Source organism: Sphingobacterium chuzhouense, from assembly GCF_014692525.1.
Classification (GTDB): Bacteria; Bacteroidota; Bacteroidia; order Sphingobacteriales; family Sphingobacteriaceae; genus Sphingobacterium; species Sphingobacterium chuzhouense.
Genome location: NZ_JACNYL010000002.1, coordinates 112,111 through 135,456 on the forward strand (window position 1 = coordinate 112,111; position 23,346 = coordinate 135,456).

Below are 23,346 nucleotides of genomic sequence, written 5' to 3' on the forward strand. Positions count from 1 at the left end.
GTTTGTGTATTATGGTTTAATAATCGTCCATCCCTCGTTCGCCCGTATGAGGAGTTCCCCGTTTCCCGTCGGCACATATGCCAGAAAATCATACAATTCGCTTTTGTCAATCTTCCGCTCTTGAAGTGTGTTCAGGCATTGGGCAACAATAACCCCCTGCTGAATTAATCCCTTAATAGCTTCCTCATACTCACTACCTTTCCTGTAAGCCTCTGTACCTCCAGAAAACGCGACCAATTCAATTTGCAATTTTCCCTTGAGCCGCGGATCTTTGAGCAGATTGTTAATATTCCTTATCGTCTTTTTGATAATCTCGGGAGAACCATTATCTAATTGATAGATTGCTTTGTAGACTTGCTTTTTTGCAAATGCGCCATTGTAGAGCTTGTTCTGTTCTAATGTCTGTTGGGCTTTAGCAGTTGTTATAAAGCAGGAGATAACAATAAAAGCCAATAAAATAAATCTGTATTTCATATCTGTATTAAATTATTTCAAGAGTTGTATTTAAAAATTAAAGGGTCCGATTTTATGTTGGTTCTGTGGGATGTCATCCTCGTAGGGAGGATAAGGACAGTCTTTTGGCTTTTTCGCTAAAATGGGATAATCCAATTCTTTATTTGCTTTTACGGGTCTACTATGGCTATTGATATAGGCCGCCACATCATACGCTTCCTCATCGCTGAGCAACGGAGCGTCGTGGGTTACACCCAAAGGCATGTTCCCTTTGATAAACTTCGCAGCTGTAATCAGCCGGGCCATTCCAGCCCCATCGTTATAGGTATCATCTCCCCACAAAGGAGGATAGATATAACCGCCTTCTCTATTGCCTACCGTACCTTTGAGTCCTTCACCATGGACTCCATGACAGGTCTGGCAGGTATTTTCATAGACTAAAGCACCTTTTCCCACATCGGCAGCTCTATCGGGTATCGCAAAATTAACAAATCCTTGTCCCCTGACCCGCTTTCCGACTGGAGCATCCTTACTAATATGTTTGATATAGCTAATCATGGCTCGCATCTCCCTACTGTTTACGTCGATTGCTTTTCCATTCATACTCCGCTCGAAACATCCGTTGATTCTTTCTTCAAGTGACCCCACTCTGTTTTCACGACCTGAATACATAGGAAATATACCACTAAGCCCGATATAAGGTGCGGCAAACGGCTTCGTCCCACCATCGAGGTGGCAACTTCCACATGCCAACCTATTTCCTGTTATGCCAAGTTCCGTTCCCGGGCCGATAAGTGCGTATGTTTCTGTAATCAAACGATGCCCATATTCCGCCAATCTGCCTTCTTCAGTATCATCAAATGGTGGTATTTCAAAGTTAGCAGAAATGATAGCGATTTCCGCTGACTCATCTTTGCTAAACCGATCGGCAATCTGTCCGCCATTTTTATGAAGCAGTACCGGAACAAAAATCAACAGAATAATACATATCACAGCTAGAAGTTTGACGTATCGTAATATTCCTTTGATGTTCGATAAAGCTTCTGAACCGCTGTTATGTTTATCAATATATTGTTTTTTCATTCTACAAATCTGACTAAAATCAAAATGTCATGAAAATGACACTTTTTTATTGTCTATAACCTTAAGTTATGAATTGGCTCATATCAAATTGGTCGTCAAAGAATCCGGCTGGAATACAAAGAAAAATCCCGAAGCTGGGCACTCCGGGATTTCTACAAACCAATTATTAACCTAAATTATGAAATTATGAATCTTTTCTGTTGTCTATAATAAAAACGTCTATTTCGTTTCTTTCGTATCGAAGGCATTCTGTATTAACATATTTTAACAAAACAACTAGTCTTCTTCGCGAATATTCTGCCCAAGGAATATTTCGTTTTTCTGGTCGGAAGACAAGCTAAGGTAACGTTCGTATTGTTTTAATACATCACTGATAATTTCTTCTTTCGTAAAATATTGCACATCATAACCTTTCCTGCTGTCACCAAAATAGGTCATCGGAATATAAGTACGCTGATGTTCAATATCGGGAGCATTTTCTTCGCTTCGGAAATAATCTGAAACCGTTTTTTCAACATTTTGTACGCCATAGATAAAATCAGCCATATTTTCATGCTGAATTTTAATTTCTACATGATGTGGTGATTCCTCGAGCGAGCTTTTCACTTCTGCAATAATACTATTGCCTTTTAAAGCTTCTGCAAGTTGTTCGAAAGCTACTTTTACCGTTTTGGATAAAAATTGATTGATGTCGTTTTTTCCATGATAAGAAATAATTTTATCTAGTCTCTCCCTCCAATACGTACCCGACCAACTATTGGTAGAGTGGGATAGAGGTTGCGTATAATATTCGTTATCGATGAATAGGCCTTTTACCAGACTGTAACAGAAAAGCAACATGATGACGGCAAAAGGGAGTGCTGTTATCAAAGTCATGGTCTGTAGTGATTGCAATCCACCTGCGTTAAGCAACACCAACGCTAGCAATCCTAACATACCTCCCCAAAAAACGAGTTGCCATTTAGGTGAGTTTGTCGCATTATTGGTCGAGATATTGTTCATCACGAAGATACCCGAATCCGCGGAGGTGACAAAAAAGATAAAAATAATGAAGATCGCTAAAATGCTGATCACGTTTGTTAACGGGAAATATTCAAAAAACTTGAATAATAAGAGGTCGGCATTATCGACGACGGCAGACAGGGCACCGTTTGCGGTATTTTGATCTAGCCATGTGGCGCTATTCCCAAAGAAAGTCATCCACAGAAAGTTAAATAAGGTCGGAATAATCAGTACAGCACCTATAAATTCACGTATCGTGCGTCCTTTGGAAATTTTTGCGATAAATAGACCCACATAAGGTGACCACGAGATCCACCAAGCCCAATATAGAATCGTCCAGTTAAAAAACCACTCTTTAGTTTCTGGCTCATAGGTATGTGTGGTAAAAGTCAGGTTAAAAAACTCATTGATATAATATCCTAATCCTTCGGAAAAACTGCCCAAGAGGAAGACCGTAGGTCCAAACGAAACAATAAAAACCATCAGCAATACCGCGGCGACAATATTTAACTGGCTCAGAAACTTTATTCCTTTACTAACACCCGAAGTAGCCGATAATATCGATATGGCCATGATGACAATAACGATGATAACCTGGTACGTGAAATTGCTTTCGGGTAATATACCTACATGTACAAGACCCGCAGAAAGTTGCATGACACCAAAGCCCAGCGTGGTGGTAATACCGAAAAAGGTACTGCACAGTGCAAACATATCCACCAAGTCGCCAGCACGACCATTCACTCTATCTTTTAAAATAGGATAGAAGCAGCTTCGAAGGGATAAGGGCAGACGGTAGCGATACGTAAAATAAGCTAAACTCAAACCGACGATTCCATATATCGACCACGCATGTATTCCCCAATGGAAAAAGGTATACAGCTGCGCATCTTTCGCCTTTTGTATAGGGAAATTGTCTCCAAATGCTGGATCTGCATAATGTGATAGCGGTTCGGCTACACCGAAATACATCAAACCGATCCCCATTCCTGCAGCAAACAACATCGAAACCCAAGAAAAAAAAGAAAATTCCGGCTTGGAATCGTTCGCGCCCAATTTAATATTTCCGTATTTGCTGACGAACAAAAAAAGTAGGAAAAAAACAAATATGGTCACAACCATCACATAGAGCCAGTTGAGATTCTCGAACAAAATATTCTTAACAACAGATAAATAGTATTCTGTACGGTTTGGAAAAAAAACCGATAAAATGGTTACACCAAAAATAAAAATAAGACTGGGTATGACGATCCCTGGAAGGAATGTCGTTTTATTTTTTTTAAGCATATTGTTATTATATAATATGTTTAATAATTATTTGATAAAATTGTTTGCTATAAATAGTCATTATTCTATTTTCTTGAAAAGCAGAACTCTCGATAAAAAAGAATACGCTTCGTTTAGAAGACTATAGTGGACTTCGGTACAAGGATACAAAAAAATCCTGGAGCGGGGAACTCCAGGATTTTTAACTAACTAACCAATTATAAACCTAAAATTATGAAGTACTATTATAACGCAGACAGTGTGTGTATATTACACTATAATTGGAAATTAACAAATTTTAACTTCTATATTGTTAATCCTCTTGGCTATTGGTATCGACAATAAATGTAACAGTTCTTTTATTTGGAACAATTTTAAATAGCAGCACGGATTTTGTATGTTTGCTTGAATTCAAAGAAGGTTACATCAAGATAAGGAGATTTACATGCCCCAAAATTCCTTGCTCATAAGGATTTTTCTAATTCTTGCTTTATTCATTTTAGCGTTTATTTCAATTTTTATTGGCGTACGCGATATATCATTTAGTGATATAAATCATTTAGATGATGATGATACGTTGGTTATTGTAGTAAGTCGTATCCCGCGTTTAATTTCTATTTTGATCGCCGGCGTAGGTATGAGCGTTTCCGGCCTTATTGTCCAACAGATTGCACTGAATAAATTTGTGTCACCCACGACGATGGGTACGTTGGATGCTACCAAAATGGGTATTTTGCTTAGCATGATTTTGTTTCCAGCAGGCGGCATGCTTACAAAGATGACGTTCTCATTCTTCATCGCGTTGCTCGCCAGTATTATCTTTTTGAAAATAGCTGCCCAAATAAAATATCGAAGCCTCATTTTCGTTCCACTTGTCGGTATTGTTTTTGGTAATATTATCGCTGCTATTGCCACCTTCTTCGCTTATAAATACAATGTCGTGCAGAATATGGAAGGATGGCTGGTCGGTGATTTCTCTTATATCATAAAAGGTAATTACGAGATACTATATCTCGCGATTCCCGTTGTCATTATCAGCTATCTGTATGCACATAAATTCACCATTGTGGGATTGGGTGAAGATGCCGCAAAAAGCTTAGGCTTAAATCATAAACAGATTGTCTATTTGGGTTTGTTTCTTATTTCTATTACGGCCACCGTGGTCGTATTAACCGCAGGTGTTATTCCATTTCTAGGACTTATCGTACCTAATATTGTCAGCATTCTTTTTGGGGATAACTTGAAGAAAACGTTGCCTTATACGGGGTTGATAGGGGCTATTTTCTTATTAGTTTGTGATATGATAAGCCGGACAATCGCTTTTCCTTATGAAGTTCCGATAGGGCTTACTGTCAGTATTATAGGTGGCGTTGTGTTTTTGGGGTTGGTTCTTAAAAAAGTAAGATATGTTTAAGAATAAAACGTTCCTCATCATGATAGGTTTACTCGTATTGAGTATAGGTGTGTACATGTTCACTTTTACCGGCAAAAACCTGGACTTCGTATTGCCTCGAAGAGCATATAAAATATGGGCAATGGTTTTAATTTCCTGTGCAATTGCTTATTCGTCTATTGTTTTCCAAACGATTTCTTCCAATAGAATATTAACCCCTTCCATTATGGGATTTGATAGTTTCTATCTACTTCTACAATCTACATTGGTGTTTATTTATGGTGATAAAACCTTTCAGGCACTTTCCAATAGTAGCAACTTTATGCTTTCGGTTACGTTAATGTTATTGTTTGCCGTCTTGATGTATGTCTTTGTTTTCAAAAAAGAAAGTAAGAGCATCTATATTTTGTTATTGGTTGGTTTGTTACTCGGGACACTTTTCCGCAGTATTTCTTCTTTTATTGCCATGCTATTAGATCCTAATGAGTTTTTATATGTCCAATCATCGATGTTTGCCAGTTTTGAAAACATACAGATTAACCTACTTGGTATCTCTACGCTTGTTCTCGTTGGTGCTATGGGCTGGGGGACACGCTATTTTCGCCAACTTGATGTTAGTAGCCTAGGACGCGAAAATGCCATTAGCCTAGGAGTAGATTATAACAAACTGGTTCGCAATAACTTGATGATTATCTCCGTGATGGTAGCCGTCTCTACGGCGTTGGTCGGGCCTATCACCTTTTTAGGACTACTCGTCGCGAATTTAAGTTATGAGCTTTTTAAAAGTAATAGACACCGCGAAATGATATTTGGCTGTTGTTTACTTACCTGCGTAGTCGTAATTGGAGGGCAATATCTGGTGGAACATGTTTTCAATATGTCAACAACTATCAGTATTATTATCAATTTTATTGGGGGGATATATTTTATTTATATACTATTAAAAACGAATAGAAAGTCATGATAGAAGTAAAAAATGTGTCCAAATCATATGGTGAAAGAGTCATATTAAATGATATTTCGGTCAGTTTTCCAGAGGGAAAAATTGTAGCATTGATAGGAGGTAATGGAACCGGAAAAAGTACACTTCTCTCTATTATCAGCCGCTTGGTCAAGAAGGATGAAGGGGAGATTAATTTGCTTAACCAAGATGTCTTCGAGATGACTCACCGGGAATTTGCAAAGAAACTCTCCATTCTTAAACAGGCGAACCATCCAAATGTGCGCCTCACAATTCGTGAATTGGTTGCTTTCGGGCGCTTTCCACATTCGCAGGGAAGACTCACAGCAACAGATGAGCAAAAGGTTGATGAAGGTATATCTTTCATGAGATTAACTGATATACAACATAACTATCTGGACGAGTTGAGCGGAGGTCAGCGTCAACGTGCTTTTTTGGCGATGCTTCTGGTGCAGGATACGGACTATATTTTGCTGGATGAACCGTTGAACAACTTAGATTTACGTCATTCTGTAGATATTATGAAAACTCTCCGAGCCTTAGCCGATGATTTCGGAAAGACCATTATCGTGGTGGTACATGATATTAATTTCGCTGTTTCGTATGCCGACTATATCGTGGCATTGAAGAACCAGAAGATCCTCTATTACGGACCAACAGCAGAAATTATTCAGGAGGATAGACTGAAAGAGATTTTTGACTTGGAAATGCGGATCATTTCCCATGATAATTGTAAATATTGTATATACTTTAAATAATAGATGATATGAATAAACTATTTTTAAATTGTGCCGTAGCAGCCCTTGTAGTATGTGCGTCCTGCAATAGCGGGTCACAAGAGAAAAATCAGCAATCCGAAGAGAACACCGTAACTGTAGAACACCTTTCAGGTTCAACGCCGGTCAAGATGAACCCCGAGAATGTTGTTGTTCTACATTTTGGAGCATTAGATACCTATGATGAATTAGATTTACAGCCTTACGTAAAAGGTATTGCACTCTCCAACACCCCAAAATATCTTTCTTCTTTTGCAAGCGGAGATGGATTGGTAGACGTTGGTACAATCAAAGAAGCCAATATTGAAAAGGTGAATGCCGTAGAACCGGATTTGATTATTATCGGTGGCCGTATGGCCGCCAATTATGATGAGCTCAGCAAGGTTGCTCCAACTATTAACTTGGATATTGATATGAGTAACTACTGGACATCCTTTAAAAGTAACCAACAGATAATTGGCAAACTTTATAATAAAGAGGAACAAGTAGAAAAGGAATTGGAAGATATTGAAAAGCGTATCGCTGCAATAAAAGAGAAAGCGGATGCTTCAAATAAGAAAGCATTGATTGTACTCACAAATGAAGGACGTATGAGTGCTTATGGTAAGGGGTCTCGTTTCGGCATTATACATGACGTATTTGGCATACAGCCTGCAGACAGTAATATCGAAGCTTCTACTCATGGACAATCCGTTTCCAATGAATTTATAAAAGAGGTGAACCCCGATATTTTGTTCGTTATTGATAGGGGAGCGGCAATTAAAAGAGAGACAGCTGGTTTGGAACAATTTGCTAACCCATTGATACAACAAACGAATGCTTATAAAAATGATAAAATTATTTTCTTAAATCCTGAAATCTGGTATTTATCCGGTGGTGGATTGAAATCCATCAAATTGATGCTGGATGAGATAGAAGAAGCAATAAAATAAAGCTACGTAATATAGAGACGCATCCCGCGTCTCTATATTTTTTCCATTTCCTTTTCAATCGCTTCCTGTGTCTGTGTACTAACCGGAACCAGTGGTAAGCGAACCCCATCCGTAGCAATAATTCCTTGTTTTTTAAGAATATACTTCACGCCACAGGGATTACCTTCGATAAAGCATAAATCGGTAATCTTCAATAAATCACTATGCAATTTGCGCGCTTCGGCATAATTACCGTTCGCGCATTCTTTTACCAATGTAGCGACTTTTTTAGGATAGGCATTTCCGACAACAGAAATAACACCTACAGCTCCTAATGCCATCATGGGTAAGGTGGCAGGATCATCTCCGGAAATCAATAAAAAATTGTCTGATTTGTCTCGCATAATTTCACCAAATTGTGCAAAACTAGCCGAGGCCTCTTTAATAGCGACAATATTACTACATGCTTTCGCCAGACGGATAGCTGTGGCAGGTAAGATATTGCTACCCGTTCTTCCCGGTACATTGTATAAGATTATCGGAAGTTTGGATACTTCCGAAATAGCTTTATAATGTTGATATATACCTTCTTGTGTAGGCTTGTTATAATAAGGCGAAACAGAAAGAATAGCACAATAACCGCTTATAGAAAACTGATCGACTTGTCTTACAATTTCTTGTGTGTTATTGCCACCAATACCTGCCACAAGGGGCAATCGCCCTGCTACGTGTGTAGAAGCAAACTCCCACACCTGTTTTCGCTCCTCGGCATCTAATGTGGCCGTTTCTCCTGTTGTACCTAAAACGACCAAATAATCCATACCCTCCTTGATCTGAAAATCGATTAGGTTGCCTAACGATTCATAATCAACTGTTCCATCCGTGTTAAAAGGTGTCACCAATGCGACACCCGCTCCCTGAAGCTCATTCATTATATTATGATATATTTTTACTTGTTCTGATCAATCATTCCCAATATTTCCTTATCGGAAATAATAGGTATTTTCAATTTTTCTGCCTTCGCTAATTTTGATGGCCCCATTTTATCACCTGCTACTAAGTAATTTAATTTAGCAGAGATAGAAGATAGCATTTTTCCACCATGCGACTCAATGAGCTGTGCCAATTCTTCTCGCGAAAAATCAGCAAAAACGCCAGAAATAAGAAATGTCTTTCCTTCTAAACTATTACCAGCCAATACCACCTCATGTTCTTCTATTTCAAATTGTAGTCCCGCCGCTTTTAACTTGTTAATTTCCAAAATGTGCTTAGCATCGTGCAGATAATGATAAACACTCTCCGCAATACGTATCCCGATGTCTTGGACGTTAGCAATCTCCTCCACACTTGCTTGCGCTAAGTTATCTAAACTTTTGAAATGCAAAGCTAACTTTTTTGCAATAGTTTCACCAACGTGGCGGATGCCTAAAGCAAAGAGAACTTTTTCAAAAGGCTTGTCTTTCGAATTTTCGATACCCGTCAACATGTTTTCGATAGACTTTTCTCCAAACCGTTCGAGGGTTTTCAATTCTTCCCGATGCTCTTTCAGCGAATAAATATCACTAATATTGTGTAAAAGCCCGAGGGAATAAAACGTTTCTATTGTTTCATTGCCCATACCCTGTATGTCCATCATTTTACGACCGATAAAATGTTGCAACTTACCAACGATTTGTGGTCTACATCCTATTTCATTAGGGCAATAATGCACAGCTTCCCCTTCTTGTCTAACGAGCTGTGTCCCACATTCGGGGCACACGGTAGGATAAACAATAGGAGAAGTGCCCACAGCGCGCTTTTCATTATTTACGGCAATAACTTTAGGAATAATTTCTCCCCCTTTTTCTACATATACCGTATCACCTTCATGCAAATCTAATCGTGCTATTTCGTTAGCATTATGTAAAGATGCCCGCTTCACTGTCGTTCCGGCTAGTAGTACAGGTTCAAGATTGGCTACAGGCGTAACAGCACCGGTACGGCCAACTTGATAGGTAATATTCCTTAACAAGGTTTCCACACGTTCCGCCTTGTACTTATAGGAAATAGCCCAACGAGGCGATTTCGCAGTAAAACCCAGCTCTTCCTGTTGCGCATAATCATTCACTTTGATGACAATACCGTCAATATCATAGGTCAGCTGGTGACGCATCTCATCCCAAAAGTCAATGAAAGCCAATATTTCATCTATATTGTTGCACAATTTCGTATGCTCGCATATTGGAAATCCCCAGCTTTTAACCGCCTGTATACTATCCCAATGGCTATCGAAAATTCTGTTTCGATTGTCGGCATATAGAAAATAAAGAAAGCAGTCCAGAGGTCGTTTAGCTACCTCTTTGGGATCTTGTAATTTGATGGTGCCCGAAGCAAAATTGCGCGGATTGGCGTAGGGTTGTTCACCGTTTTCTTCCCGTTTCCTGTTTAGCCTTTCAAAAGCAGCATGGTGCATAAATATTTCACCACGTATTTCAAACAAATCAGGGTAGTCACTCTTTTTCAACGAATGAGGTATACTCCGAATTGTTTTGACGTTATTGGTAACCTCATCTCCTTGCGTACCATCGCCACGGGTTACAGCACGCACAAGCTTGCCTTGCTCATAAGTAATGGAAATAGAAAGTCCGTCAAATTTTAATTCACAAACATATTGCACATTATCGCCGACAGCTTTGCGCACACGTTCATCAAAATCACGCAGCTCCTGCTCATTATAGGTATTGCCTAACGATAACATCGGCCAACGGTGTTTTATAGTGTTGAATTTATGTGTAATATCTCCACCCACTTTTTGTGTAGGAGAATGAGGATCTTTAAATTGGGGATATTGTTCTTCCAGCGCTTCCAACTCCTTTAATTTTATATCAAATTCATAATCTGATATAACGGAATTGGCAAGCACGTAATATTGATAATTATATTCCTTCAGCTCTTGTGTCAGCCGCGCTATTTTTTCCTGAATGTCTGCAAGCATAGTGGACAAAACTAGATAAATTTAGGTGTATGCGCAAAATTAAACACTAATAAAAATTCCTGCTTTTCAATTGGGAAAACTTCCGCAGTTTGTTTACATAAAAATCCCAAATAATGGACTTTTTATATAACCCCGTTCGGTTTTCTTTTACAGGGTAACGTTTCCTTTTTTTTGCATTCTTGAAGATATTAAGAAAAACGTACTGATGCGCTCTACTAATAGCCCAGGCGTCACGTGGTTTGCCGTCGACCAGAAACTTGATCAATGCTAACAAGTCCAGCCACAGACGTACAAATATGATCCACCAACAAGCAAAAAAACCGGCATTTTTCTGTATCATCAACAGATTATTGCGAAAGTTGAGATAGGTCTTTTTAGGATTGCTGGTGTTCAACGTTCCACCCCCTACGTGATATACCGTGGAATTGGCAACATAACCGATACGGTAGCCCATCCGCTTAAGTCGCCAGCACAAGTCGATCTCTTCCATGTGTGCAAAGAAATCGTCGTCAAACCCACCGGATTCCTTCCATACGTCAGCGCGGATGAATAACGCCGCACCTGTTGCCCAAAAGATTTCCCGATTATCATTGTATTGGTGTTGATCCGGCTCTACCTGATGGAATATCCTACCTCGGCAGAACGGATACCCCAACCTATCGATAAGTCCGCCTGCTCCTCCGGCATGCTCAAATATTCCCTTATCATGATAAGCCAGAATCTTGGGTTGCGCAGCTACCATATTGGGTTCTGTTTCCAAATACTGAATAACAGGTTCTATCCAATTAGGAGTGACCTCTACATCGGAATTTAAAAGCACATAATAATCGGCTTCTACATGCTTTAATATCTCATTATATCCACCTGCGAAACCGTAATTTCTATCGTTTTTGATAATTTTGATAGAGGGATAAGTATCCTGTACAAAAGACACAGAATCATCTGTAGAGCCGTTGTCGCCAACGACAAATTCTATATTGGGATAAGTACTATTATATATATAAGGAAGAAATTTCTCTAGGAAAAACTTCCCGTTCCAGTTTAAGATAACAACGGCGACTTTGGGATAATGTGTCATATTCTGCGTTTTCGTTTCCAACGTCTATGTGTCCATAGCCAATATTCCGGCTGTTCTCTAATCATTTGTTCCGTAAAACGATTATGGATCTGCGTAATTTCATGTTCTTGATAATCGCCAGGATTTTCAACCAAGGTTGTAAATTTACAAAAGTAATGCCCTCGTGTTTTCTTTCGCCCGATATGGCAATAAACAACCGGGTTCTTAGTTAATCGAGCAATACGTTCGGTACCTGTGTAAACCAATGTTTCTTGATTCAAGAACTCCATAAAATAATCGGAATCTTGATAAGTTGGGGTCTGATCCGCCACGAACATACTGATATAAGGCATATCTTTTAACCGCACGACATGACGTAAGATTTGTTTCATTGGAACCATTGTAGCACCAAAGCGACGACGCAGCCCATTGTAAACCTCATTGAAAGCTTTATCATTAAGAGGTTTATAAATCACAAGCCGTGGGTTATCAGTCATAAGAGAAAGGCTATAAATACCCAACTCCCAGTTCCCGTAATGTGCCGTTACGCCGATTACACCCTTATTTTGCTCAAAATGTCGATATACTTCTTCCGGGTTGAGGAGCTCTATACGTTCTAGCACCTGTTCCGCCGACATGGTTCGCATCTTAATCGCTTCGACAACTAAATCTGGAAAAAAACGATAGAATTTCTTCGCTAATTGATATCGCTCTTGGTCCGATTTTTCGGGAAATGAGTTTTGCAGATTATCAAATACGACGCGTTTGCGATATTGAATAATATAGAAAAGAAGATAGTACAAAACATTGGATATGCCATACAATACCCAAAAGGGCAATAACGAGAGCATATATAGGAGTACATCTATACTTTTCTTTCTCATGAATACGGTCAATTCTCCAGGATAAGGTGCAAATATATCCTTAAATAAGTTTAAATTTGTCTAAATTAGTTAAAATACATGGAATCATCGTTACTTTTACCTGCTTTTTATTTACCACCTATCAGCTATTTTCATATCATTCAGCAAAGTGAGCAACCACTATTAGTTGAACGATTTGAACACTATGTAAAACAGACATATAGGACGCGGACAAAAATAGCTACGGCAAATGGCATTTTAGACTTGATTGTTCCTATTTTACATGGAGTAAAGGAGCACATTCCGATGAAAGATATTCGCATTAATTACGATTTTAACTGGCAGCGTTTGCATTGGCTTAGCATACAGACAGCATATCGGAGTTCGCCCTATTTTGAGTATTATGAAGATGATTTTGCTCGGTTTTATGAGCAACGGCATGATTTTCTCTTTGATTTCAATATCGAACAGTTACAATTGCTATTGAAGTGCATGAAAATAAACCGATCTGTTGCTTTCACAGAAACTTATATTTCCCCGGTAGAACCGTTGGATTATCGAGAGGTTATCCATCCTAAGAAACCCAGTCTCTTGGAACACCCAAAACCTTATTATCAAGTGTTTGAAGAGAAGCACGGTTTTTTGCCCGATCTCAGCGTAGTAGATCTTTTGTTTAATCAAGGACCCCAAAGTAAAAGCTACTTATAACCTCGTTGCAAAAACATTTCGGAGTCGTTGATTGTTTTAAAGTCAAATATATCCGGTTCATGAGATTTTTTTTTGTTTTTCTTTTGCTATGTGTAAGCAGTTTGATGGTGGCTGCGCAAACACAGGTAGATAGTCTTCACTATCGTAAAATATATTATATGGGAGGGACAGGTTTATCTTTTCCCGTAGGCAAAGCAAAAGAGGTACTGGGGACGAAATTTTTTTCCGGTAGCGCTGGTTTAGATATCGCGCTCAAAGACCGTCAATATTTTCTGAGTCCCACCCTTTATATGCTAACCTTCAAATACGATCAGCAGATTGATGACCCCAAATACAATTACATGGTTGAAAATGGCAGAGCTAGCTTCTATATGTTGAGCTTAACAGGCGGAAAGAGACGGCAATTTAAACGCTTAAATACCTTTGCTTACATCGGTCCCGTGCTGGGGCTCACGTTTGAGCCAAGAGGAAATTTAGAAAACAATCTAATCAAAATGTCTAATAAGGTGTCGTTGACAGCTGCCGGAAAGGTAGGGATGGGGGCAGATTATAAATTTCCTGGCTTTTTTATTGGAGCCGAAATAGGTTATATGCGCCATGTTAAAAAAATAGAAGGAATTTCTATGCAGTTCGTAACGGTTATGGTCGGATTAAAATCTGATATCACGAGTTTAAGTGAAAAGGTGACGAGCGTAATTGGTATAGAAACGTATAAAGATTAGCGATATGTATGGCATTTATAAGTTTAAGCGGTTAGGGCATATTCTTCGGGTGCTGTCTAAACACGGTTTGGAAGAGGTGGTATCACGTTCTAACATCGACCGGATTATCCCGGACAGCTTCTTGCTATGGAATACACATACCCGCCGGATTTTTGAAGATGATTTTAATGTCCGTGTGCGCGCTGCGATGGAAGAACTAGGTCCTACATTTATCAAACTAGGACAACTTCTCAGCAATAGGGCAGATATCGTCCCCCGCGATTTAAGACAGGAGCTGATAAAGTTACAGGATGAAGTACCTACAGATGCGATTGATATAAAATCAAAACTTCAAGAGGCCTTTGATATAAGGATTGACGAACATTTTGACCGTATCGATGAAACGCCCATAGCTGCTGCGTCTATTGCACAAGTGTATCGTGCGGTGTTAAAAGATGGAACGATAGTCGTTTTAAAAGTAAGAAGGGAAGGAATAAGCGACATCGTTCATGCTGATCTAGATTTCATTCGGGACTTGGTAAAGCTTCTACGCGACAAATACGAAGTTATCCAGAGAATCAATCTTTATGACGTCGTCCAATCATTTGCCAACTCCCTGCTCAACGAATTGTCCTTTACAAATGAACTGAATAATATCGAGCGCTTTCGCCGTAATTTTAAAAGAAATGGCAATATCTACGTCCCGAAAACATACCGAGCGTATTCAAACGATCAAATATTATGTATGGAATACGTAGAAGGAATTAAAATAAATGATATAAATGGGCTTCATTCTTTCGGCATTCCGACAAGGACGATTGTCCAGAACTGTCTGGATCTATATTTAGAACAAGTCCTTCAGCATGGTTTTTTTCACGCTGATCCGCACCCCGGCAATGTATTTGTCAATAAACGAGGACAGGTGGTATTTATAGATTTTGGATCGATGGGATTCATGATACCACGTGATCGGGATATAATCGAGGCGATGGTTATTAACTTTTTAATGAACGATGCGAAGGATCTTATTCGCAATGTTAAAAAGTTGGCGGTGGTACACCATATAGAAGATGAAAGACAGCTCGAACGGGATGCCTACGAAATCTTTCAGATGATCGAAGAAAATGCATTGGACGATATTGATATCTCTGTTATGTTTAGAAAGTTAAATAAGATACTCCAATATAACAGCATTTTACTTCCGGATTTTGTTTATATATTATTGCGTGGTGTTTCCTTACTGGAAGGCACCGGAAGGGAACTTGATGCGCAATTGAATATTCCCGAAAGTATCAAACCTTTTGCAACGAAAATAGCAAAAGAGAAGACCTCGGCCGATTATTTGAAGAAACAGCTTTTGGAAAAAAGCAAATTTGTGAAGGAGGTCTTAACCGAGGTACCACAAGACTTGATTACCTTATTAGAGAAAACCAAGTCGGATAAGCTAACATTAAACCATAAGGTTCAAGATTTTGACCGCATGCAATTGATCCTCCATCGCATCGGAAATAAGTTCTTGCTTTCCATATTAGCTATGACATTCGGCATAGGAGCTAGTATATTAGCGCATGGTCGAGTAGGGTATCTACTATGGGGAATGCCTATTCTTTCATGGCTTGGTTTCATCGTCAGCTTTGTATTATCTACGATATTAATCATGTACCTATTACGGAGTAAATAGCCTTATTTTTTGGTTCATTTACCCAAGTTTTCTTAACTTCATCATTTAATACATATACTATGAGACATATCATTTTATTTTTTATATGGTTAGGGATCGGCCAAATTAGTTATGCGCAGGAGGTTCGTTATGAAACGGTTGAAAATATTAGCTACGTTGATGAAACGGCGTCAGCTTATGCGAAGGAGCAATGCAAACTCGATATACATTATCCCACTTCGGGCGAAAATAACCCCGTTGTCATCTGGTTTCATGGTGGAGGTTTAACGGGAGGAAAAAAAGAAATCCCCGATTTTTTAAAAGAAAAGGGACTCGTGGTCGTCGGTGTTGGGTACCGGTTTTCCCCAAACGTGAAAGTAGAAGATATTATACATGATGCGGCAAAAGCAACATCTTTTGTGATGAAAAACGCACGTAAATATAGGGGTGACGTAGACAATATTTTCATTTCCGGACATTCGGCAGGGGGGTATTTGGCACTGATGATCACTTTAAATAAAACTTATTTAGAAGCAGAGGGATTGGATGCAGATGAATTAGCCGGCATCATTCCTTTCAGTGCGCAGACTATCACACACTTTACAGCGCGTAAGGAACAGGGAATTGATGAAAAACAACCGACAATCGACGAATTAGCTCCGTTATTTTGGGTAAGAAAAGACGCCCCGCCAATAATATTGTTCACAGGTGATCGTGAATTGGAGCTGCTGGGACGTTATGAAGAGAATGCCTATCTTAAACGTATGCTATCCATCGTCGGACATGAAAAACATAAACTTGTAGAATTTCAAGGCTATGATCACGGCATGGTATATCCCGGATTACCGATTTTGGTGAAAGAAATCAACCGTCTGGTAAAAGAAAAGGAATAGAGGGCGTATGATACGCCCTACTTTTTATCTTCATTCGTAATTTCACGAAGTACCCGACACGGATTGCCAGCGGCAACAACATTTTCGGGAATATCTTTGGTAACAACCGACCCTGAACCAATCACGGTATTTTTCCCGATCGTTACACCGGGGTTTATCACCGTATGGCCACCGATCCAAGCATTATCACCGATGGTGATAGGTTTTGCAAATTCCCAACCCGCTACACGAGGCTCGGGATGTACCGGATGTGCGGCAGTGAAAAGCGACACATTGGGTCCTATCATGACGTTGTCGCCTATTGTAACCGGGGCGCAATCTAAAATGATTAAATTGTAATTCGCATAGAAATTGTCGCCTAGAAAAATATTGTAGCCATAATCGCAACGGAACGGAGGCTCGATAAAAAAACGACTGGTACTTTTGCCAAACAGTTTTTTTAGAATCTGATTGCGTGCTTTTATCTTGGATGGTTCTAGATTATTATATTGAAAGAGTTGTTCTTTTGCATGTTGGCGCTCACTCATCAGCTCTTTTCCCATTGCTTGGTATAACTCACCCGCAATCATTTTTTCTTTTTCTGTTTTTTCCATATTGTTATTGTTTCTATAGAAAGTTTTTCATTGCACTTATCTTCCTTTTTATTTCCAAAAAAGGAACACGCATTATTCCGATACAGTTACGACGATACTACTTGATCGCGCGTTCACAGCAGGATCATACATACATTCTACTGTTGTAATCCCCGATTGGAAAATTCCGGCATTGTTGGCTTTGATTTCATATTCGAATTCCCTTTTTCCCTTTGGCAAGTAATCAAAAAAGTAGTTTGTGGAAGCATCCCTTAGGCTAAAGTAGTAGCCCTGCCACCATTGGTATCCCGATGGTCGGTAGACTGGTTCTACAGCGGATGGACGGGCATCCTTAAGATGGACATATTCCAAAGGACTGTCGTTGATAACCGTGATTTTGACCTTGATTTTCTCTCCCAGTTTAAATGTATTTGCTTCAATCCATTTGCCTTGACGTTCAACATAGTATTGCTTCTGTACGGAAATGGTATTTGTCGAACTGCTGACTTCTTCCGCTGGAACAAAATATTGATGTATAATGGATCCATATACACGTCTGTTGTTATTGTTCTGGATAGAAATTGCTCGATTGCCTTGCAATTCGTCTACGTTAAAATCTTTGGTAGATTGTCCTAAAACTACATTTTGTGTCTGTATCTCATCTTGGTCTACCCAGATCTCGATGCTGTTGTCTAAACTGAAATCCCCAGGATCATTAGCCAGTAGCAAGGCGTATATAGCGTCCACAGTTGCCCATGTGCTACGCCAGTGGTGGGCTTGTTTGTTATAATAAATCCACTGGGTAATTTCGTAAAGTTTGCTTGGATCATGTAGTTTGTACGCTTCGACCATATAACTGTGTAGGCTGATAGTATTAAAGCGTTTTTGATTGCTTTCCCAATACATACCTTTCTCTTGGTCGTGGATTACTTCCTGTGTAATGCGGTTTTTGATTTCGTTTGACTGCTTTGCGTCGCCCGATAGCTGATTGACCACCCATGCTTTTGCCGCTATTCCGGCAGCGTTTTGAGCAGTTACTTCCGGTGATTTTAATAATTCGTTGCTCAGTTTTTTCAAGGTAGACTCATCCAATTTATATAGACCGTTCCAATAATGTCTTGCGTATAGATAATCCAGCACCTGCAAGGTATGACGCTTGCTGTCGAACAACGTGCTGTCCTTATCCAACGATGTGATCAATTTTTGCATACTTTGACGCACGGTATTGCTCACAAGCGTATGATCGAGCTGGAGTACTTTACCCGTTATTTCGAGGATACGGATAGAGATAGCGGTATTGGATTTACCTCCTTCAAACCAAGGAAACGCACCGCCATTGAGCTGGCTTTTACTGATTTTCTTCTCCAAGTCATTGATATCTGCCTGGAGATTACTACCAAAAAGTTGCGCAATAGCTTTTCGCTTAGTTTCTTCCCCTTGGATATCCCGAAGCCAAGGCATTTCTTCTATGGTCAATTCATTTAAAGTACTATTTTCTTCCAACCTCCCTTTTACGTTTTCTTGGTTCAGTTTAGCGAAATAATCCGATAGGGCGGGGTAATGTTTTTGGATATAACGCACCATCTGAAGAGCGAACCATTTACTGGTTGTTTGCTCTGTGCATTCGTAAGGGTAATTTTTTAAATAATCCAAAGCGGATAATATTTCTAAAATCGGATTGGTCTGTACCTGTACCCGCGCGTGCAGATTTTCCTTTCCGGCACCGTGAATTTGATATTCTCGTTGCTCTTCCGGCTTCAAGATGATTTTTTCGGTATCCGAAATTAGTATCCTGTTTGGCAGGATAGGCAGTTCATGTTGTTCGCCATCCGAAAACTCATCTGTAGCTGCTATGATCTTAATCTGTACTGTGGGATAACCCGCCGGCACTTGTAATTGCCACTCCACAATACTGTTGTTTTCGGCTTCTACAGCGAAAGCTTTCGTACCGTTCTCCTGGAGAAAGGTACTTGTTATATTCTGGTTATTTCCGGGGTTGATAATCTCTATTCGCGCATTTCCGGAAAGTTTGCCTTTGCTGATGTTTTGGATTTGTGCTTTTAGCGTAATCTGGTCGCCTTCCCGGAAATAACGGGGAAGGTTCGGGCGCACCATCAGCTGTTTTTGGGTTTGGGTGAAGAAAGCAGCCGATCCTGCTTCTAAATTCTTTCCGTGAGCGAAGAGTAACAGTTTCCATCGGCTCAACGCTTCGGGACTGGTAAACTCGAACGAAATATTACCTTCTGCATCTGTATATAGTTCCGGATAGAAAAAGGCAGTTTCGTCCAGATTGGAGCGGGCTTGTACTGCATCCAGCTGGGTTTGTTTTTGTTGTCCTTCCTTCGTGGTAATGAGAATCACGCCATTAGCTCCCCGGGAACCGTATACAGCTGTTGCAGAAGCATCTTTTAGCACTTCGAAACTGGCAATCTGGTTTTGATCGAGCGTGTTTGGATCAAACCCTTCCATAATTTCGCCATCAACCACATAGAGCGGAGATCCCTGCCAATTATCCATAGCCGTACCACGAATCATGACACTGCTCGATTTTGCGACAAGACTTTCTGACTGTAATCCGGCGACGGCTCCATTTAAAACTACCCTTTCCGGCTGTCCATAGCCGGCTACAACAACCTCTTCCAAAACACTTTCTGTACTCAAAAAATAAGAACCTCCAGGCAACACTCCGTAAGAATACACGACAGAGATGTCGTTTCCCTGTGTTTTGTACCATTGCTGTTTGTGGAACATATCAACAGACTCCTCTTTACGTTGGAATTCCCGTAACAGATAATAGAAGTTCGGCTGACCGTAATAAGGATAATTCAGCTGTAACGAACCAGGGAACATATTGCTTGCAAACATGTCCAATGCAGCATCATACATCGTAGCGAGTACCTCCGCTTGGGCAGCTTCGTCATTTTGTGTGACCGTAAAACGCCATTTTTCTGATTGCCCCGGTGTAATTTTATCCCGAAATGTCGAAGTTTTGATCGTTAACGCCTTGTCACCACGTTGAATAGGGATGGATACCGAAGCGATTGCCGCTTTGTTGTCGACGACAAGTAAAGCATTGAAAAACAAGTTGGGCGAAACATGTTCCTTTTGCAATATAAAGCTGTGCTGTGCTTTTCCTTTCTTCCAATCCAATAGCCTTGTTTCTGCCTTTTTAGCACCGTGGGCTTCGAATAAAAATAGTTTTTCGGCCTGCGGCACATCGGTTTCAAAAGTCAGGGTTACTTTATCGCCTATATTGTATTGCGCTTTGTCCAGCTTGTACACCAAGAACTCGGTTGGGGTAACTTTTGTTGTATTCGTTTTGTATAAGCTCACATCGGTTGAAGAGCGAATGTTGTTACCTTCCTGAACGGTATAGGCTTCTATGAAGTAACGTCCGCTTGCAAAAAGATTCGAGTCGAGCTTGACCAGACTCGTATCCCTCGTGTCGAAATCGTAACTGGCGACTAATGTTTTGGGGGCATCCTTAGCTAGTAGAATGGGATCGAAATAATTCGGAAAATATCTTTGGTATTCTGCTTGCGAGAGGATGTGATATTCTGTGTCATTGAAAAATATGACATTTTCATCTGTCAGAGCAATTTGGGGTTCCTTGTCGTATTTATAGATATCGACCTTGCCACTGAATTTCAACGGTTGTCCGTTTTGATTAATCGTATGAATATGTATCTCCTTCCACTTTTTTTCTTCAATCTTATTTTCTGTTTGAATACTGATATTCCAAGGCTTGGTAGAGAAACGGTAACGATCTGAGGCGGCTTGCATTTCCCCGGTTTGGTTAACTACCTCTGCCGAATATTGCAAGGTAAAATCGGTTAACCCTGTAAAAATAGTATCCATCAGCGGAACAGCGATGCGAAACTTTCCTTTGTCGTCCAAGGTTGTCGTGGTGTCGGCGAAGGTGACAGTTTTTTGTTGTTTCGTATGATAGAAATTGACTTTATAATGTACGGTGGCATCTACCAGAGGTACACCGGATAATGTTTCAGCAAGGCCGGTAAAGACAGCGGTATCCCGTAGGGTATACGTTTCTTTGTTGGTCTCAAAACTGGTTTTGAACGTTGGTCTTTTATATTCTTCTACACGTATACGTTGCGTATTTACTTGTTGGTTGTCGTGGAAAGCGACGATTCGAAAAGAACCTGGTAATGTTTTATTGGGCAATTGGAATAAGCCGTTGACAGAGCCGAAACCATTGGTGACTAGTGTAAGCGAATCAATCTTTTGGTTATTAGCATCGTGCAGGAATAGTTGAACTTGTTGCTTTTCTATCGTGCTTCCCAATAAGCTGTGGCTATTGTAGAGTATACTTTTAAAATAAACCGTCTGCCCCGGACGATAGATGGCACGATCCGTCATCGTCTGGATAAGAATATTGTCTTTCCGGGCATAACGATTCTCCCGATATACGTGTGACTGGATGTTATTTAGTTCGCCCAGATCTATAAATTGTTTTTCATCAGGTACGAACAATACATAATCTTCTAAGCCAATACGGTCTTCCGCGTAGTTGGTTTTATAGGAAAATTCTCCTCTATCGTTTGTTGTGAACGTTTGAATTAATTTTGGATCCGTATGGTTGTTCGTTTCATACAGCTGTACCTTTTTCCGGCGATAAGGAGCACCCGTTTTTCTGTTAATTAATAATGTATTGTATAGTTCCTGTTTGTCATCTTCTTCATCTATCGTTGTTGACACAAACAGGTCGGTAATGCCAATCGTGCTTTCTACGACATCGAGATTGAGACCGTCATCTTGAAATGCCGGGTTGTTGGCTAATAAAATGGTGTAATTTCCATAAGGTAGCGGGTTGAGCTTATAGATTGTTTTGTGTTCTTTATAATCGTCAAAAGTTTTGAGAGTAACGCTATCCTCATAAACCAATGTGGCATCGAGGTTTACGTCAAACGTTAGCGAATCGTATTTTACCTCATAGTTTTTGTAGTTCTCGGGTCGATTGGTCGTGTTGTATACACGAATATAAAGCGTATCGGCGTTGCGGGTGCTTATCTTTACCGGTATGTATAATTGTGCTGGCGCAAACTTGTCGTGGTTCAGCGTGATATCAGCTTTCTTTATTGTATTCGATAAGTTTTTAACTTCGTTGATCCAAGGCGATTGAGGATAGTTTTCTAATGCTTGGTTGATATATTTCAGGGCTTCTTTTGGATTTTGGGATTGTTGAGCCGCAGCAATTTGATACAGCAAATAGGCATTATAATTACTTTCCTGCTTGTCAATAATATCCAGAAACTTCGGCAGTTCTGTCTTGACATTCCATTGCTGGATGGAGAGCCTGTAGCTCATGAGGTAGGCCGTAGCATCATTGTATTTTCCCGCTTTGTTCAATCGTTCCAGCTCGCGTGTCAGCGATGCCGCTTTTCCCTCTTGGTCATTTTTTACATTGTGCAGGAAATTGAGGTAGTAATGCGCAAGAAAATGAAATAGGGTGGGTGTTAGCGTTAAATTCTTTTGCTCGGCGAACATTGCCTTCCAGTCTTCGATACTTTCCTGCACGAGCAGTTCTTTTTGGGACAACGATAAGTTAAAAAGAGAGTCGATTATTTTATTCTTACCTGTAGTATTTTGTGCGATAAATGGGTCGTTGCTATCGGAAAGATATCGATGCCTGTTATTATGCAGGTATTGGGCGTAAAAATTTTGTAAAATAGCTTGTTCTACTTTATTTGCTTGTTTGATATGCTTTTCTAAGTGATTTTTAACCAATATGAAGGTATTATCATCTGTGTTATTGATCCGCAAGGACAAGTTTTCAGCCAATACCGCACGAATCCATTCTCCACTGTTATTATTAGCTTGGGCGGAAGCTTTGATTTTATTCAACAATGGAAGGGTTTGTGCATAATTTTTTATCTCCATCAGTCGATGTACTTCTCTCCAAGTATCTGTGCTAGAAGTATCTTTTTTAAGTTCTTGAGCTTTAGTTAATAGGGGGAATAGACCGATTAGCAGCCAGATATATTTATTCATGATTGTAAGTTATGTGCTAAATCTACATATTTTTTTCTGCTTTTTAAGAATTGATGCTTGAAAG

Annotated in this window: 17 protein-coding genes; 8 read left to right on the forward strand and 9 right to left on the reverse strand. The window is 39.8% G+C overall.

Annotation, left to right across the window (positions count from 1 at the left end):
- Positions 1-9: 9 nt before the first annotated feature.
- From H8B21_RS06840 to H8B21_RS06850, 3 genes are all read right to left on the reverse strand, one after another.
- Positions 10-474, reverse strand: coding sequence for a DsrE family protein (locus tag H8B21_RS06840; RefSeq protein ID WP_190313069.1), 465 nt, complete (start codon positions 472-474; stop codon positions 10-12).
- A gap of 30 nt (positions 475-504) precedes the next feature.
- On the reverse strand, positions 505-1,536 hold the full coding sequence (locus H8B21_RS06845) for a c-type cytochrome (RefSeq protein ID WP_190313070.1): 1,032 nt from the start codon (positions 1,534-1,536) through the stop codon (positions 505-507).
- Positions 1,537-1,812: 276 nt separating this feature from the next.
- Positions 1,813-3,825, reverse strand: a complete 2,013-nt coding sequence (locus H8B21_RS06850) for a BCCT family transporter (RefSeq protein ID WP_190313071.1) — start codon at positions 3,823-3,825, stop codon at positions 1,813-1,815.
- A 424-nt stretch (positions 3,826-4,249) separates the two neighbouring features.
- Here H8B21_RS06850 and H8B21_RS06855 point away from each other — a divergent pair, with 424 nt between their 5' ends.
- From H8B21_RS06855 to H8B21_RS06870, 4 genes are read left to right on the forward strand one after another with little or no spacing between them, the layout of a single operon-like run.
- Positions 4,250-5,218 carry an ABC transporter permease gene (locus H8B21_RS06855; RefSeq protein ID WP_223814898.1) on the forward strand — a complete coding sequence of 323 codons (969 nt, stop codon included), beginning with the start codon at positions 4,250-4,252 and terminating at the stop codon, positions 5,216-5,218.
- Positions 5,211-6,161 carry an iron chelate uptake ABC transporter family permease subunit gene (locus H8B21_RS06860; protein ID WP_190313072.1) on the forward strand — a complete coding sequence of 317 codons (951 nt, stop codon included), beginning with the start codon at positions 5,211-5,213 and terminating at the stop codon, positions 6,159-6,161. Before H8B21_RS06855 ends, H8B21_RS06860 begins: the two co-directional genes overlap by 8 nt.
- Positions 6,158-6,916, forward strand: a complete 759-nt coding sequence (locus H8B21_RS06865) for an iron ABC transporter ATP-binding protein (RefSeq protein ID WP_190313073.1) — start codon at positions 6,158-6,160, stop codon at positions 6,914-6,916. The genes H8B21_RS06860 and H8B21_RS06865 overlap by 4 nt, the downstream gene beginning before the upstream one ends.
- Positions 6,917-6,924: 8 nt before the next feature.
- Positions 6,925-7,866: a siderophore ABC transporter substrate-binding protein gene (locus H8B21_RS06870; RefSeq protein WP_190313074.1), complete on the forward strand. Its 942-nt coding sequence runs from the start codon at positions 6,925-6,927 to the stop codon at positions 7,864-7,866.
- Positions 7,867-7,898: 32 nt separating this feature from the next.
- Here H8B21_RS06870 and dapA read toward each other — a convergent pair whose 3' ends face one another.
- Genes dapA through H8B21_RS06890 form a run of 4 tightly spaced genes read right to left on the reverse strand, consistent with a single transcriptional unit; the run spans position 7,899 to position 12,760 of the window.
- Entirely contained in the window at positions 7,899-8,777 is an 879-nt protein-coding gene (gene dapA / locus H8B21_RS06875) for a 4-hydroxy-tetrahydrodipicolinate synthase (RefSeq protein ID WP_190313075.1), read from the reverse strand.
- A 17-nt stretch (positions 8,778-8,794) separates the two neighbouring features.
- Entirely contained in the window at positions 8,795-10,819 is a 2,025-nt protein-coding gene (ligA, locus tag H8B21_RS06880; RefSeq protein ID WP_190313076.1) for an NAD-dependent DNA ligase LigA, read from the reverse strand.
- 46 nt (positions 10,820-10,865) lie between these two features.
- Complete coding sequence (locus H8B21_RS06885; RefSeq protein ID WP_394366356.1) at positions 10,866-11,918, reverse strand: glycosyltransferase family 2 protein; 1,053 nt, start codon at positions 11,916-11,918, stop codon at positions 10,866-10,868.
- Entirely contained in the window at positions 11,894-12,760 is an 867-nt protein-coding gene (locus tag H8B21_RS06890; protein WP_190313077.1) for a lysophospholipid acyltransferase family protein, read from the reverse strand. Before H8B21_RS06890 ends, H8B21_RS06885 begins: the two co-directional genes overlap by 25 nt.
- Positions 12,761-12,838: 78 nt before the next feature.
- On the opposite strand from H8B21_RS06890, the gene H8B21_RS06895 reads away from it, so the two are divergent.
- The 4 genes from H8B21_RS06895 to H8B21_RS06910 are packed head-to-tail and all read left to right on the forward strand — an operon-like array spanning position 12,839 to position 16,701.
- Positions 12,839-13,447 (forward strand): WbqC family protein, encoded by a 609-nt coding sequence (locus H8B21_RS06895; protein WP_190313078.1) that lies wholly within the window; start codon positions 12,839-12,841, stop codon positions 13,445-13,447.
- A 59-nt stretch (positions 13,448-13,506) separates the two neighbouring features.
- Positions 13,507-14,169 carry a hypothetical protein gene (locus H8B21_RS06900; RefSeq protein WP_190313079.1) on the forward strand — a complete coding sequence of 221 codons (663 nt, stop codon included), beginning with the start codon at positions 13,507-13,509 and terminating at the stop codon, positions 14,167-14,169.
- A gap of 4 nt (positions 14,170-14,173) precedes the next feature.
- Positions 14,174-15,829: an ABC1 kinase family protein gene (locus H8B21_RS06905; protein ID WP_190313080.1), complete on the forward strand. Its 1,656-nt coding sequence runs from the start codon at positions 14,174-14,176 to the stop codon at positions 15,827-15,829.
- Positions 15,830-15,888: 59 nt separating this feature from the next.
- The gene (locus H8B21_RS06910; protein WP_190313081.1) at positions 15,889-16,701 is read left to right on the forward strand and encodes an alpha/beta hydrolase; all 813 of its coding nucleotides are present in this window, start codon (positions 15,889-15,891) and stop codon (positions 16,699-16,701) included.
- A gap of 17 nt (positions 16,702-16,718) precedes the next feature.
- Here the strand turns inward: H8B21_RS06910 and H8B21_RS06915 are convergent, their stop codons facing one another.
- Both H8B21_RS06915 and H8B21_RS06920 read right to left on the reverse strand, forming a co-directional pair.
- Positions 16,719-17,294: a sugar O-acetyltransferase gene (locus H8B21_RS06915; protein ID WP_190313082.1), complete on the reverse strand. Its 576-nt coding sequence runs from the start codon at positions 17,292-17,294 to the stop codon at positions 16,719-16,721.
- 72 nt (positions 17,295-17,366) lie between these two features.
- Entirely contained in the window at positions 17,367-23,282 is a 5,916-nt protein-coding gene (locus tag H8B21_RS06920) for an alpha-2-macroglobulin family protein (RefSeq protein ID WP_190313083.1), read from the reverse strand.
- Positions 23,283-23,346: the final 64 nt, after the last annotated feature.